This is a genomic window from Photobacterium andalusiense (genome assembly GCF_900185625.1).
GTDB classification, from domain to species: domain Bacteria; phylum Pseudomonadota; class Gammaproteobacteria; order Enterobacterales; family Vibrionaceae; genus Photobacterium; species Photobacterium aquimaris.
In genome coordinates this window covers 120,053-135,064 of the sequence record NZ_FYAJ01000003.1, presented here as the reverse complement: position 1 = coordinate 135,064, position 15,012 = coordinate 120,053, and the positions used below count along the sequence as shown (strand labels likewise).

At 40.2% G+C, this 15,012-nt stretch carries 12 protein-coding genes and 2 tRNA genes; 12 read left to right on the top strand and 2 right to left on the bottom strand.

The window, feature by feature from the left end; all coding sequences use genetic code 11:
• Positions 1-134: 134 nt before the first annotated feature.
• From PAND9192_RS09755 to PAND9192_RS09720, 8 genes are all read left to right on the top strand, one after another.
• Positions 135-2,576 (top strand): polysaccharide lyase 8 family protein, encoded by a 2,442-nt coding sequence (locus tag PAND9192_RS09755; RefSeq protein ID WP_087853647.1) that lies wholly within the window; start codon positions 135-137, stop codon positions 2,574-2,576.
• A gap of 203 nt (positions 2,577-2,779) precedes the next feature.
• On the top strand, positions 2,780-4,069 hold the full coding sequence (locus PAND9192_RS09750) for an anaerobic sulfatase maturase (protein WP_159458231.1): 1,290 nt from the start codon (positions 2,780-2,782) through the stop codon (positions 4,067-4,069).
• A gap of 70 nt (positions 4,070-4,139) precedes the next feature.
• On the top strand, positions 4,140-5,759 hold the full coding sequence (locus PAND9192_RS09745; RefSeq protein WP_087853646.1) for a sulfatase family protein: 1,620 nt from the start codon (positions 4,140-4,142) through the stop codon (positions 5,757-5,759).
• 143 nt (positions 5,760-5,902) lie between these two features.
• The gene (locus tag PAND9192_RS09740; protein ID WP_087853844.1) at positions 5,903-7,411 is read left to right on the top strand and encodes a DUF2264 domain-containing protein; all 1,509 of its coding nucleotides are present in this window, start codon (positions 5,903-5,905) and stop codon (positions 7,409-7,411) included.
• 117 nt (positions 7,412-7,528) lie between these two features.
• Complete coding sequence (locus tag PAND9192_RS09735) at positions 7,529-8,383, top strand: tagatose bisphosphate family class II aldolase (RefSeq protein WP_087853645.1); 855 nt, start codon at positions 7,529-7,531, stop codon at positions 8,381-8,383.
• Positions 8,384-8,574: 191 nt separating this feature from the next.
• Positions 8,575-9,555 carry a sugar kinase gene (locus PAND9192_RS09730; protein WP_087853644.1) on the top strand — a complete coding sequence of 327 codons (981 nt, stop codon included), beginning with the start codon at positions 8,575-8,577 and terminating at the stop codon, positions 9,553-9,555.
• Positions 9,542-10,186, top strand: coding sequence for a bifunctional 4-hydroxy-2-oxoglutarate aldolase/2-dehydro-3-deoxy-phosphogluconate aldolase (locus PAND9192_RS09725; protein WP_087853643.1), 645 nt, complete (start codon positions 9,542-9,544; stop codon positions 10,184-10,186). The genes PAND9192_RS09730 and PAND9192_RS09725 overlap by 14 nt, the downstream gene beginning before the upstream one ends.
• 9 nt (positions 10,187-10,195) lie before the next feature.
• Positions 10,196-10,780: a DJ-1/PfpI family protein gene (locus PAND9192_RS09720; protein WP_087853642.1), complete on the top strand. Its 585-nt coding sequence runs from the start codon at positions 10,196-10,198 to the stop codon at positions 10,778-10,780.
• 63 nt (positions 10,781-10,843) lie between these two features.
• Here the strand turns inward: PAND9192_RS09720 and PAND9192_RS09715 are convergent, their stop codons facing one another.
• Together PAND9192_RS09715 and PAND9192_RS09710 are read right to left on the bottom strand one after the other, a co-directional pair.
• Positions 10,844-11,521 carry a type 1 glutamine amidotransferase domain-containing protein gene (locus PAND9192_RS09715; protein WP_087853641.1) on the bottom strand — a complete coding sequence of 226 codons (678 nt, stop codon included), beginning with the start codon at positions 11,519-11,521 and terminating at the stop codon, positions 10,844-10,846.
• 278 nt (positions 11,522-11,799) lie between these two features.
• Positions 11,800-12,522, bottom strand: coding sequence for a YebC/PmpR family DNA-binding transcriptional regulator (locus tag PAND9192_RS09710; RefSeq protein WP_087853640.1), 723 nt, complete (start codon positions 12,520-12,522; stop codon positions 11,800-11,802).
• Between the two features lie 327 nt (positions 12,523-12,849).
• Here PAND9192_RS09710 and PAND9192_RS09705 point away from each other — a divergent pair, with 327 nt between their 5' ends.
• From PAND9192_RS09705 to PAND9192_RS09690, 4 genes are all read left to right on the top strand, one after another.
• The gene (locus PAND9192_RS09705; protein ID WP_200817810.1) at positions 12,850-13,578 is read left to right on the top strand and encodes an IclR family transcriptional regulator; all 729 of its coding nucleotides are present in this window, start codon (positions 12,850-12,852) and stop codon (positions 13,576-13,578) included.
• Between the two features lie 45 nt (positions 13,579-13,623).
• Positions 13,624-14,601, top strand: a complete 978-nt coding sequence (locus PAND9192_RS09700) for a formimidoylglutamase (RefSeq protein ID WP_087853638.1) — start codon at positions 13,624-13,626, stop codon at positions 14,599-14,601.
• Positions 14,602-14,766: 165 nt separating this feature from the next.
• Positions 14,767-14,857: transfer RNA gene (locus PAND9192_RS09695), tRNA-Ser, on the top strand.
• Between the two features lie 40 nt (positions 14,858-14,897).
• Positions 14,898-14,974: transfer RNA gene (locus PAND9192_RS09690), tRNA-Asp, on the top strand.
• Positions 14,975-15,012: the final 38 nt, after the last annotated feature.

Sequence of the window (15,012 nt, the reverse complement as noted above, 5' to 3'; positions counted from 1 at the left end):
GTTGTGATGTTGTGGCTAAAAGTAAAATAATGACCATTTTTTAATCGAAAAATAGTGACGGCAGTGCTTTTCCGCTTTCATTTTATCCTTTAACGTAATTAAACGAAAATTAATAACGGAAGGATAAAGGAATAATGAAACATGCTAATTTAGCGGTATCTATTGCCGTAGCGTTATCAACATTGATCGTACCTACCTCTGTATTTGCTCAACCTAACGCTACCTCGATAGTTAATTATCATCAATCGCAGCCTTTAGTGGAGTATCAAGCATTACGCCAACGTTGGGCGGCGAGCTTTCTTGGTGATGTTACTATTCCCTTTGATGAAACCTTAAAACAAACCGTTATTACAACCAATAATGCCGCAGATAGATATTGGTCATCGATGTTAACTGATCCTACTCGCACCAGTTTGTGGAGTGATGTGGTATTAGATGCGCAAACGGATGCCGGTAAAAAAGTATTAGGGGCAAATATACGTACTTCTTATCAACGCTTATTTGACATGGCAAAAGCTTACCATTTGCGTGATGGGCAGTTACAGAATAATGCTGAATTACTGAGTGCCATTATTGATGGCATGGCATTTCTAAATCAACATTATTATAAAGTTGGCGCGAAAGAATGGGGCAACTGGTGGCATTGGGAACTGGGTACACCAAAAGATATTCATAATATTTTAGTGTTGTTATATGACCAATTACCGCCGCAATTAATTACCGCTCACACGCAAGCAACTCGTTATTTCACGCCAGAAGCCACCCATTTAGGTGCAGGGCCTGGTGCTGATGTGTCAAGTAATCCTCATTACCGTTTATCGACGGGAGGTAATCGCACAGATAATACTCAAGTGGTTATTCTGCGTGGTATTCTGGATAACAATAGCGCTGAAATAGAAGCTGCTATCGGCGCTTTATCGCCTGTTTTAGCAGAAGTGACAACCAGTGATGGCTTTTATAGTGATGGTAGTTTTTTACAGCATTATGATATTGCCTATAACGGCACTTACGGCAATGTATTACTCAGTGGTCTCGGCGCACAATTAGATTTAGTTGCTGGATCGCCTTGGCAAGCAACCGATCCTGTACTTAAAAATATTTATCCGATTATTTTTAAAAGTTACGCGCCATTATTAGAGCGCGGTAGCATGATGGAATTTGTCAATGGACGTGCAATATCTCGACCAAAAGAACAAGGCCATCATGTGGGCCATTTAGTCATAGCATCACTATTGCATTATATTGATGGTGCTGAGCCTCAGGTTAAAGCACAGTTGCAAAATCTTATTAAAACTCAAATTACTCAAGACACATCTTTCGACTTTTTCACCTCGATTAAGCATGTCGGCAATTATCAAAAGGCTAAAGTCTTAGTTGCAGATCCTGAGGTAAATGGTGAACAACTGCAAGGATTCTTTAATTACCCAGCGATGGATCGGGCGGTTTATCGTGGTGATGACTGGAGCTTCAGTTTAGCCATGCACTCTAGTCGCTTAGGTAATTTTGAGTGTATGAATAATGAAAATAAACAAGGGTGGTTCACCGGTGATGGCATGGGTTACCTCTATAATGGTCAACTTGATCATTATCACAATTATTGGCCAGCAGTAAACCGTTACCGCCTTGAAGGAACAACGGTTGATAACCAAGTAATGGCTGATTGTGATGGTCAGCGCAATCAAATTAAAGGGGGGCGTCAAACACAAATGGATTGGGTTGGCTCGCTACGTTTTGATGATATTGGTGCTGCGGGAATGATGTTTAGTAATTGGAATAATACCTTAACGGCTAACAAATCATGGTTTATGTTTGAAGATGAAATTGTGATGCTTGGTTCAAATATCAATTCGACGACGCACGCAGATATAACCACCACTGTGATGAACCGAAAATTAGCTGATGTCGGTAACAATAAGCTGTTTGTTAATGGTAAACGCTGGCAACCACAATTAAGCCATACTATGAAGTTACGCACATTAACTCTGACTAATAGCAAGCTTGATGACAGTGATATTAGCTATGTATTTCTAAAACCAACAACCGCCACCGTTGAGCAGCAGATACAAACGGGAGATTGGAGTGATATTGGTGTACATAGTGGACAAGTTAGCGCCAATTTTGTTACTGCAACTATCGCACAAACGGCTGAAAATGATCACTATGCCTATGTATTAATGCCTAATGCGGATAAAGAAGATGTACAAGATTTTATTGATGAGATGCCGATTAAAGTACGCCGTAACGATAATTTAGCCCATATTGTCACCCATAAAGATCAAGCTATAACTGCTGCTAATATATGGACAGATCAAGGTGTCAAAGTCACTAACCAGCTTAGTGCATTTTCAAAAATGGCGCTGATGGTTGAAAAAGATGATCGTGAGTTAAAGTTTGCGGTGAGTGATCCGTTACAAACACAGACAATGTTACATATCAGGCTGCATAAGCCAGTTGAGATTGAAACTGATATTGAGCAACGGTTGCAGCTTGATGGTCAGGGAAATCTGATGATTAATGTCAATGGGTTAGTTGGCCAAAGTTATGCCTTTACGCTAAAAAGAGTCGCTGCGGATTAATTATTGAGTCACTGATATAGCCGTCACTAAATAGATAATACGATTTCTATTGGTGACGGCTTTTTTCATTTGGTATTTTTTGAATAAAAAAAACTTACGTTAGCTTTCATTTTATTTTGTTTGTGATCTTAGCCGCTTTAATCTTTCGTTTTCTTTCGTATGATGCCTTATCAGTATTTCGAAAGTATTTAAAAAGGTTAACTATGGCGCAGTCCTCATCTCTGTCTCAACAAGCTCGTTTTCATATGATGGCTAAGCCAACCAGTTATCGTTGTAATTTAAAATGTGATTATTGTTTCTATTTAGAAAAAGAAACCGTTGTTGGTAATACCAGTGCTAACCGTTGTAACTCGACTGCAAATACCGCGACTTTAAGTACTACTGTGGCGAGTAGTGATCAAATGTCAGATGCGACCCTAAAGCGTTATGTTCGTCATTATATTGCCAGTCAAAATAGTAACGATATCGACTTTTCATGGCAGGGTGGAGAGCCGACGCTTGCGGGATTAGATTTTTATCGTAGCGTGGTTAAATACCAAGCCCAATATGGCGCAGGGAAAAACATAACCAATAGTTTCCAAACTAATGCGATTGCTATCAATCGTCAGTGGGCGCAATTTTTTGCAGAGCATAAGTTTTTAATCGGTGTCTCAGTTGATGGTACGCCAGATGTTCACGATAAATATCGTATATCTGTTAATGGTAAACCGACTTTTGAACGGGTTAAAAAAGCGATTGAATTACTTTTAAAATATCAGGTTGAATTTAATATTCTAACGGTTATTAATGATCAAAATTGGAACAAAGGCCGTGAAACCTACCGCTTTTTAACGTCATTAGGCGCCCGCCACTTACAGTTTATTCCTATTGTTGAAGTTCAACCTCAATATCAAGCCAATAGTAGTGGTCATTATTCACCGCAAAAAGACGCACCATTAACTCATTTTTCTGTGCCTGCTGATGGTTATGGTCAGTTTATGAGTGAGGTGTTTGATGAGTGGTTACAGCACGATGTTGGTACAGTGTTTGTACGCATGTTTGACAGTATTTTAGCGACATGGCTTGGTTATCCCGCTTCGGTGTGTGTGCAGTCAAAACAGTGTGGTCAAGCGATGGTGATTGAAGCTAATGGTGATATTTATTCGTGTGATCACTATGTTTATCCCGCTAATAAACTTGGCAATATTGCTAGTACCGATCTGGTTAAGTTAGCCACCAGTAAACAGCAACAACGGTTTGGAAATGCGAAATCGCAAAAATTGACCCAACAATGCCAGCAATGTGAGGTCCATGGTTTGTGTTATGGCGGTTGTCCGAAACACCGTTTAGTGACTGTGGCAGGCGAAAAGCATAAACAAAATTATTTGTGTAGCTCATACCAACAGATTTTCCGCCATACCGCACCTGCAATGCATATGATGAGTCAGGCGATTCAACAAGGTGGAACTGCAGCAGATGCATTGCCTTATTTGGCCCAATTACGCTCAGCATAATATTGATCATTAAATTGAATTTTAAGACGTATTGCTGTGTGTTACAGCAGTATATTACAAGGAGTATACAATGAAGCTGTCCTCGACGAAGAAGACAATAATTGCAAGTTTTGTGGCTGCTGCTTGCATGGCCTCTACTGCTGTAGCAAACGCTGCTCCAACAACAGCCATTGAGAAACAGCCCAATGTGTTATTAGTGGTTATGGACGATCTGGGGACAGGTCAGTTAGATTTTGCATTAGACAGTTTGAATAAAAAAACCTTAGCTGAACGCCCAGTCCCCGTTCGCTATCAAGGCGATTTTGATAAAATGGTCGATGCAGCTAAGCGGGCGATGCCAACCGTTGCAAGTCTCGCTCAGCAAGGCGTGAAAATGACCAATGCTTTTGTAGCTCATCCGGTTTGTGGTCCTTCACGTGCAGGTATTTTTACGGGTCGTTACCCAACGAGTTTTGGTACTTACAGTAATGATGATGCGCTGCAAGGTGTGCCGCTAGATATCAAATTATTACCGGCATTATTTCAAGAAAATGGTTATAACACCGCTAATATCGGTAAATGGCACAATGCTAAAATTAGCAGTAAAAATGCCGTTGCAGATAATAACAAAACCCGTGATTACCATGATAACCAAATACCGGTAACCCCAAAAGAATATGCGCCAGAAAGCCGTGGCTTTGATTACTCTTACAGTTTCTACGCATCTGGAGCTGCGTTATGGAATTCACCTGCTATTTATCAAAATGGTAAAAATATTCCAGCGCCAGGTTATTTAACTCATAACTTAACTAATCAAGCGCTGCAGTTTATCGAGCAAAGTGGTGACAAACCGTTCTTTATTAACCTCGCTTTTAGTGTGCCGCATATTCCATTGGAAGAAGCGTCACCTGCGAAATATATGGAGCGTTTTAATACCGGTAATGTTGAAGCCGATAAATATTTTGCTGCGATCAATGCTGCCGATGAAGGTCTTGGACAAATAGTTGAACTGCTTAAGAAAAAAGGTGAATTAGACAATACACTGATATTTTTCTTATCTGATAATGGCGCAGTACATGAATCACCAATGCCAATGAATGGTATGGATCGTGGCTATAAAGGTCAGATGTACAATGGCGGTGTACGGGTACCATTTGTGGCATATTGGCCGAAACATATTCCAGCTGGTGGTACTAACGATACTCTGATCTCAGCATTAGATATTCTTCCTACAGCATTGACTGCTGCGGGCATTAAGATCCCTGCTGAAATGCAGCTTGATGGTAAAAATATTTTGCCTGTGCTTGAAGGTAAAACGAAGCAATCGCCGCATCAATATATTTATTGGGCAGGCCCTGGTGCGAAGCATTATAGCGAAGAAAACGATGCGTTCTGGCATGGCTACTGGAAATGGATCACCTATGAATCTAATGACATTCCTAAAAACCCAAATGTAGAAAAATTATCTAAAGGCTCATGGGCAATTCGAGATCAAGACTGGGCATTGTATTTCTATGATGATGGCACCAATAGCGTGAAATTATTTAATGACAAGCTTGATCCAAGTGAATCAAAAGATCTGGCTCAGCAATACCCACAAAAAGTGAAGCAAATGAAACAAGCTTTCTATGAGTGGATCAAAGATAAACCAAAACCTGTGGCATGGGGACAAGATCGTTACCAAGTGCTAACAGAATCAGCAAAAAGTTAATAACTGCTAAAATATTCGCACTGCCATTATGTTGAAGTTATATCAATATGATTGTGGTGCGTTATTGTTCATGGAGGATAACAATAATGAATGATGTACAAGCCACAGCTGCAGCACCTGATATTAAAGAGAATATCGAGCTCATGTCTCTCAACACGGTACTGCCACCACCTTATAAAGCGAAACATATTTTAGCAACTGAGCGGCCAATGATTGCGTATGAACATCCAACTGCTGCGATGTATATGCAATTATTTAAACAGCGACTAGTGCGTTTAAAAATGAAAGCGGCAACTTACTCGATTAATGATGCGGCAATAGCAGATTATTTTGCTAAATCTAATGTAGGCATTGAGAACAAGTGCCAATACTTAGTGCGTTATGTTGCTGAAGCGTTTGAACATTATTCGGTGTGGGATTATAGCCATGCTTATTATCCTGGACGTCCAAGTCAACAAAATGCCCGTACAGATGCGATGGAAGGCACCAGCAGAGTATTACCGACGTTAGCGGCATGGTTAAGTCACCATGGTCCACAACCATTAGTGGGGTTAAATGATAAGCCGTTAGATATTGTGGCAATGTTACGTCAGGCTTTTTTAGCGGGAACAAATCCACAACATGCTGGCTATTGGGGGCAATTACACGACTATGATCAGCGTATTTGTGAAAGTGCCGATTTAGCATTGGCATTATGGCTCAGCCGTGAACATGTTTGGCAACACATGACGGCTGCAGAACAAGCGCAAATCATTACTTGGTTTAAACAAGTTAACCACTGTCAAACGGTGGATAATAATTGGCATTTATTTCCGTTAACGGTGCAATTGGTTATTAAAGCACTCACCGGCGAAGATAGTGTTGCTTATGATAAGTACCAACGAATTAAAGAGTTTCATGTAGGTGACGGTTGGTTCCGCGATGGTGCGAAAGGTAATTATGATTACTACAACGCATGGGGATTTCATTATTCACTCTATTGGCTCGATCAAATAGATTCAAATTTTGATAGCGATTTTATTCGTCAAACCTTAGCGGATTTTGTCAGCCAATATCGCTATTTCTTTACTGCTGAAGGCCTACCTTTCTTTGGTCGTAGTGCTTGCTATCGACTTGCCGCTGCAGCGCCTTTGATTATGGCAGTTGATCAACACAGTGAGGTGATTTCTGCAGGTGAAGCTCAACGCGCATTTGCGACCAGTTTAGAATATTTTATCAGTAATGGTGCGATGCAACATGGCACGCCAACCCAAGGGCTGTTTGGTGATGATACTCGATTGGTTGATAACTATAGTGGACCTGCAAGTAGTTTTTGGTCACTACGTGCGCTGAATATAGCTTTATTTTGTGGTGAACGCTGTGGTTTGTGGCAGGCAGAACAACAACCGTTACCTGTCGAGCAAGGTGATTTTAATTTTTCATTGCCAGCTATTAATGCGCAACTGATGGGCGTTTTCGAAACGAAAGAGGTGGTGGTGGTCTTTAAAAATGACTATCTCAGTGAACAGAGCCCATCATCGCGGCGATTAGAGCCTCAATCCTCGCGTCATTACTGGTTAGAGAAGATCCTTGGGCGAGCAGAAAGACCGAAAAATAACTTATTGCGTAAAGGTATTACCTGTTATTCATCAAAGATGTCGCATTTCTTTTGATTTCATTTTGTTATTTATTTTCGATTTGAAAGTGATTATGTGATTCAGATCTTTTTATTTGTTTTTGTTTTCGAATATCATCTAAATCGAAAGTTAACGGAAGGTTTGAGGTTTTTTATGTTTTTGGTTTCTTCGCGTGAAATGCTGTTGAAAGCGCAGCTAGGTGGTTATGCCGTTCCTGCTTTTAATATTCACAATCTTGAGACAATTCAGGTAGTACTTGAAACGGCTGCAGAGATGCGTTCTCCAGTTATTCTTGCTGGCACGCCAGGTACTTATTCTTACGCGGGTACTGATTACTTGGTGGGTATATGCCTTAAAGCTGCCCATATTTATCAAACACCAATTGCACTTCATATGGATCATCACGAGTCATTCAGTGATATTCGTACCAAAGTAGAAGCCGGTATTAAATCAGCAATGATTGATGGTTCTCATCATAGCTTTGAAGGCAATATCGATATTACTCGTAAAGTGGTGCAATTTTGTCATGGGTGGGATTGTTCAGTTGAAGCTGAATTAGGCCGTTTAGGCGGTCAAGAAGACGATCTTATTGTGGAAGATAAAGACGCACTTTATACCGACCCAGATGCGGCGATCGAATTTATTAATGCGACAGGCATTGATTCGTTAGCAATCGCAATCGGTACTGCGCATGGCATGTATAAAGAGCAGCCACAGTTAGATTTTGATCGTCTAGGCATTATTCGTAGTAAAACAGATACACCGTTAGTGCTACATGGTGCTTCAGGTGTACCTGATGAAGACGTACGTCGTTGTATCGAATTAGGTATTACCAAAGTGAACGTTGCGACAGAGCTTAAAATTGCGTTTGCTGATGCTGTAAAACAATATTTCATTGAGCACCCACAAGCGAATGATCCACGTCATTATATTATTCCGGGTAAAGCAGCAATGAAACAAGTGATCCAGAATAAAATTCGTGTATGTGGTAGCGAAGGAAAAGCGTAATTAACCACAGACTATGACCTCTCGCCAGGGATGACACAATGTAATACTGATGCCCCCTAAAGCGGATTGCTTTATTCAGTATTACATTTATAACTTTGAGTGATGATGTTTTTGGCCATGATTGTACTCCCATCTTAAGCACTCATGGCCTTTTTTCTGCCAGCTAATAACTAGCCAGTAGGTGAAGAAAAATGACATATTCGAATGCAGAAATAAAGCACAACATAGCTATCATGGGTGAGTGCATGATTGAACTAAGCGGCGCACCTTTTGCAACTCAACAGCAAAACTTTGGTGGTGATACGCTTAATACTGCGATTTATCTTTCTCGATTACTTCCTCTAAGCTCGCCTTGTTATATCACAGCACTTGGTATCGATAATTATAGTCATGCCATGGTTGATGCTTGGCAACAAGAAGGCATTGATTGTCGTTTTGTTATGCGTGAACGCGATAAATTACCAGGTATGTATGCGATTGAAATTGATTCGCAAGGGGAGCGTAGTTTCCACTATTGGCGTAATGATTCTGCAGCACGTTATATGTGTGAGCATGCGCAGTTTTCACAAATTATGGCACAACTAAAAGGCTATGATTTGATCTACCTCTCAGGGATATCTTTGGCGGTTTTACCTGAGCATGGCAAAATTAAACTTATTGAAGCTCTTGCTAGTTTAAAAGCCGGTGGTTGTAAAATTGCAGTTGATTCTAATTATCGGCCGCGATTATGGAATGGCGCTACGCATGCAAAAACATGGCTATTAGAATTATATCGTCTAGCTGATATTGCATTAGTGACTGCTGATGATGAAGATTTATTGCGTGGTGATGTCAATACACCAGCAACGGTTATAGCTGAACGTTTGCACCGTTTAGGTGCTGATCAAGTGGTAGTGAAACTAGGTAGTAACGGTGCAATGTGGTCATGTGCAGGTCAACATGGCTTTGTTGATGGTAATAAAATTGATGATGTTGTCGATACTACCGCCGCAGGCGATTCTTTTAATGCGGCTTATATAGCGGCATGGGCACAAGGTTTACCAATGGCTGAATGTTGTCAGTGGGGTAATAACCTTGCAGCACAAGTGATTCAACATCGTGGGGCAATTATTCCACTGCAATGTACCCAATATTTAACGGATTTAATGAGTAGTAATTATGATGACAAATGAATGGATTGATCGTTTGCGTGCATTGCGAGTAATGCCTGTTATACAAATTGAAAATGCTGCTGATGCGGTACCACTTGCTAAAGTATTAGTTGAAAATGGCTTACCTGCTGCGGAAATCACCTTTAGAACGGCTGCTGCAGCTGAATCTATTCGTTTAATTCGCGCTGCTTATCCACAAATTGTATTGTGTGCTGGGACAGTATTAACCATTGAACAAGTCGATGCTGCAATTGCAGCAGGGGCTGATTTTGTGATCAGTCCTGGGTTTAATCCAACCACAGTAAAATATTGTTTAGCCAATAATATTAAAATGATCCCTGGGGTTAATAATCCCAGTTTAGTTGAGCAAGCATTAGAATTGGGTGTGAGTGCACTCAAATTCTTCCCTGCTGAGGCGTCAGGTGGGATTAATATGCTTAAATCATTGGTTGGGCCTTATAGCCAAATTCAATTGATGCCTACAGGTGGCGTTACACCGCTAAATTTAAGTGATTATTTAGCAATTCCTCAAGTCATTGCTTGTGGTGGCACCTGGATCGCACCAACAAGTGCTATTACGCAGCATGACTGGGATTTGATTGCTGCTAATGTACGTGAAGTGTGTGCAATGATTGTTCAGGCGAAGGCATAAGGATTAAAGATGACCAATATAAAGCATGTCGCAGTATTGCTTGCCGATGGTTTTGAGGAAGGCGAGGCGGTAGTTTTTATTGATATTATGCGCCGTTTAGATATTAAAGTAGATGTGTTGTCTTGTATGGAAACCACCACGCTTAATACTTACTTTGAAACCAAAATTAGTGCTGATTATGTTCTCACGAATAAGTTTGATTGTACTTATGATGCTGTGATGATGCCCGGTGGGCCACAAGGTACTGATAATTTGTCAGACAATGCCAATGTTATTGCTTTTTTAAAGCGTCATATTGATGCTAATAAATATATTTGTGCATTATGCTCATCTGGTGCAAAAGTACTTGCTGCGCATCATTTATTACAAGGCCGCACGTATACTACCGGTGATAAACTCGCTGAAAAATTCGACGATGGTGAATTTATAAAACAGAAAGTAGTCGTTGATGGTCAATTTATTACTGGGCGTGGTTTAGGAGTGAGCTTTGAATTTGCGTTTACAGTTGCACGTTATTTATTAGCCGATAATCACCAAAAAGTTGATTGGCAAGCAAGCCATATTTATTTTGATCATTGGCCGCTGAATAATTAATAATAACGTTTGTTGTCTGAATATTAAAAGCCTAGCTCATCAAATAGCTAGGCTTTTTAAATGCTATTGTAATTGGCGAATTATTTCCGCTGCTACCGCTTGAGCTGAGGCCGGGTTTTGTCCGGTGATGAGATTTTTATCAACGACAATATAACTCTGCCAATCAGCGCCTTTACTATAGTGTGCCCCTTGGCTGGTTAGCATATCTTCAAGTAAAAAAGGCACAACATCCGTTAAGCCAACTGCAGCTTCTTCACTGTCGCTAAATCCCGTAACATTTTTACCTGTGATAAGAGAGCTGCCATCTGTGTTTTGTGGCGCTTTTAATGCAGCAGGTCCATGGCAAACTAAGCCTGTTGGTTTGTTGTTCTGATAACACCATTCAATAATATTTTTTGATGCTGCATCTTGCGATAGATCCCACAGTGGTCCATGACCGCCAGGGTAAAATACGGCATCATAATCAGCAGGATTAATCGTCGACAATAACAGTGTATTAGCTAATTGTGTGACGGCATCAGGATCATTTTTAAAACGTACCACAGATTCAGTTTGAAGTTCTGGTGTATCACTTTTTGGATCAATCGGTACTTGTCTGCCATTAGGAGAGGCAAGAGTAATAGTATAGTTGTTATCTTTAAAGGCATAATACGGCACTGTAAATTCATCTAGCCATAGGCCAGTTTTAGCCGTAGTTTCGCCTAAATTCTGATGAGATGTTAATACAATTAAAATATTCATATTATCCTTTAACTCCCGTTTAAATAAGCCATACTCATTGAACATAAATTAATATCACAATTAGTTATAGGCTTAAATAATTACAGCAACAAGTGGAATAGTTATGTTTTTTGTCAATATTATATCTAAGTAATTATGAATATGCTGGCATCAGCAAAGGGGGGGGGGGATTTAAAGGGTAACTAAAGTAGTTGATAAAGCGAGATGAGATGGTAGATAAGGATACATGAACAAAAAGGCCACCGAAGTGACCTTTTTGTGAAAAATAGCAGTCTAACTTAGTCTGCCATTTCAGCATTGTGGTAAACGTTTTGTACGTCATCACAATCGTTTAGTGCATCAAGGAATTTTTCAAACATTGCAATGTCGTCACCAGCCAATTCAGTCATTGTCTGTGGAACGAAAGCAATTTCTTCAGAATCAATCACAACATCCGGCATAGTTGCTGCAAGTGCATTTTTAACTTTGAAGAATTCAGTGTGAGGCGCATAAATAGTAATTTCGCCATCTTCACAAGTGATGTCAGTAACGTCAACGTCTTCCATCATTAGATTTTCAAGTACAACTTCTTCGTCAGTACCTTTAAATTCAAATACTGCTTGGTGCTCAAACATGTGGCCAACAGTACCAGGGCTACCGATTTTTGCGTGGTTCTTAACGAATGCTTGACGAACGTCCATGAAAGTACGGTTGTTGTTATCTGTTAGACAGTCAACGATAACCATGCAGTTGCCTGGGCCAAAACCTTCGTAACGTGCAGTTGCGTAATCTTCACCGCCGCCGCCTTTCGCTTTATCAATTGCTTTGTCGATAACGTGGCTTGGTACCTGATCCTTTTTCGCTTTCTCAATAAGACGGCGAAGTGCTAGGTTACTATCTGGATCTGGACTGCCGTTCTTAGCACAAACGTAGATCTCTTTACCGTATTTAGAGTAAACCTTGATCTTAGCGCCTTGGGTTTTTGCCATAGACAATTTGCGTACTTCGAACTTTCTTCCCATGAGGAATCACTCTCTTTTACTGTTTTAGACGGTCAATTATGCAAATATTTTACCAGTACCCCCTTATTCTGGCTAGTTAGATCTGTCTTTATACCAAGTAAAGTCGATTTTTTTTATGTTTACGTTGAAATAATAAACGGGGCTTGAAAACACTAACTCTTAGTTTTATTTTTGGAGTGAAAGATTTCAAATATAGGCTTACTTCTCGCAATGTAATAAAAAATAGAGATTAAATCCTATATTTTCTCATTATATAAGAATCGCACTTGTTGTTAGTGATAGAATTAGTTACAAATAATCATCACACAAATTAGAGATAACCTACCTGTGACTCATTCACTTAGTGCTAATGAAAAATTGTTGCAAGTGCTTATTCACATTGCGGCGTCAAATGTGCCGTTACAAGCACAACAACTCAGTGCCGAAATGGAAATGCCAATAAGTAGCGTATATCGCTATTTAGCGTTACTTCGTGATTGGAATTTAATTGAAGAAAATCATGGTCGTAATACTTATAGTGCTGGCCCTGCAGCATTACAACTTCAGCGTAATTTTGAAATAAACTCGCCATTACCTGATGGTGTAAGACCTATTTTAAAGCGTTTACAACAGCAAACTGGCGAGATGTCAGCTTATATGGTTGCGGTGGGATTTAATGCCTTATGTGTTGATAGTATTGATAGCCCCTACGCATTGCGCTGTAGTTATGAAAAAGGGCAGAGTCAGCCATTGATTCGTGGTGCTTCGGCGAAAGTGATTTTGGCTTATTTACCATTGGCACGCCAATTAACGATTTTAGAACATTACAATATTACCGAACAGCAACAAATAGATAGTTGGATTTCTGAATTAGATCTAATTAAACAAGATGGCTTTGCTATTAGTACATCAGAAATTGATGTCGGTGTTTCTGGTGTCAGTGCACCTGTGTTTGTGGGTAATAAAGTGGTTGGAGCCGTCAGTGTTATGGCACCAGCAGAGCGTATTAATAGCCGTAAAAATAAGATTGTAATGTGTGTCTTACAAGCAGCAAGAGCATTACCACCACAACATTAGAGTGTGTTGTTTATAAAGGTAAATGAAGGTAGGGAAGATAGGCGTATGTTAGTAGATCAATTAAAAAAATTATTTAAAAATGAGCCTCAAAAACCGATGTTATATCATCGTAAACATACGCTCATCAGCCCTTATACTCAACAATGTCAACCCGGTGTGATGTTAGTTGGTGTTATTTCAGATCTTAATGTTGATTGGGGTCGTGGTAGGCAAGGTGCAAAAGAAGGCCCAGCTAGTATTCGGCGTATACTTCCGCGCAGTCATCCGCAAACGACATTACCTTTTTATGATGCAGGTGATATTGAACAAACCGCTGATGACCATAGCTTTGCGGCTGTGAGTCACAGGCAACATCAAGTGTTGTTGCGTGGTCTACGCGAAGGTCATTTTCCTGTTGTTCTTGGTGGTGGGCATGAAATATCAATCGCCAGTTATCAGGCATTGTCTGATTTTAGTGCTGAGACACAGTTATCATCAACAACAGATACACAACCAACGCTTACGTCTCCTCGTGTTGGGGTGATTAATTTTGATGCACATTTTGAGCTAAGGCCATCATTGTCGTTACGGGCTGGCTCTGCATTTCATGCAGCATGGTGTTATAGCAAACAGCAACAACGCGATTTTGATTTTCTTGGTTTAGGTATTTGCGATCATGCTAATTCACAAGCGATGTTTAAATTAGCTCAAGACCTTGGCTGCCAATGGCTGTTAGACAATCAAATGACAGCCCGCAATAAAAAACAGATTCAGGCGCAACTGGATAACTTTATTGATAATGTTGATTGTATTCAGCTAAGTATAGATTTGGATGTGTTTTCGTCATCAATAGCACCAGGGGCTAATATGACGCGTATGCATGGTGTGAGTTTATCAATGGTTGAATGGGCAATTAAACATATAATGGCAACAGGAAAAGTTAAAATTGTCGATATTGCTGAATTGAACCCAGAGTATGATTACGATAATCAGACGGCAAAGTTAGCCACTAAGCTAATTCAAACCATTGTTCATTTTGTCTAAACCCTATTTATAAATGGGTAACAACATGAAAAAGATGGTTTTATAGTCGTAAAGGTTGATTTTTAATGGTTTTGATTAAAAAACAACATAAGCGATAATAATATTATTGTTTTTGTAAAAAAAGACTTTACAGCCAAGGCTAAGCTCGCTATTATTCGCGCCATTGGAGAGATGGCTGAGTGGTTGAAAGCACCGGTCTTGAAAACCGGCATACGTTTATAGCGTATCTAGGGTTCAAATCCCTATCTCTCCGCCACATTCTAGAAATTTGATTTAATCGAGTTTCATACAGAATTGGAGCGGTAGTTCAGTTGGTTAGAATACCGGCCTGTCACGCCGGGGGTCGCGGGTTCGAGTCCCGTCCGCTCCGCCAACACAACGAAGCCTCGTCAGCAATGACGGGGTTTTTTT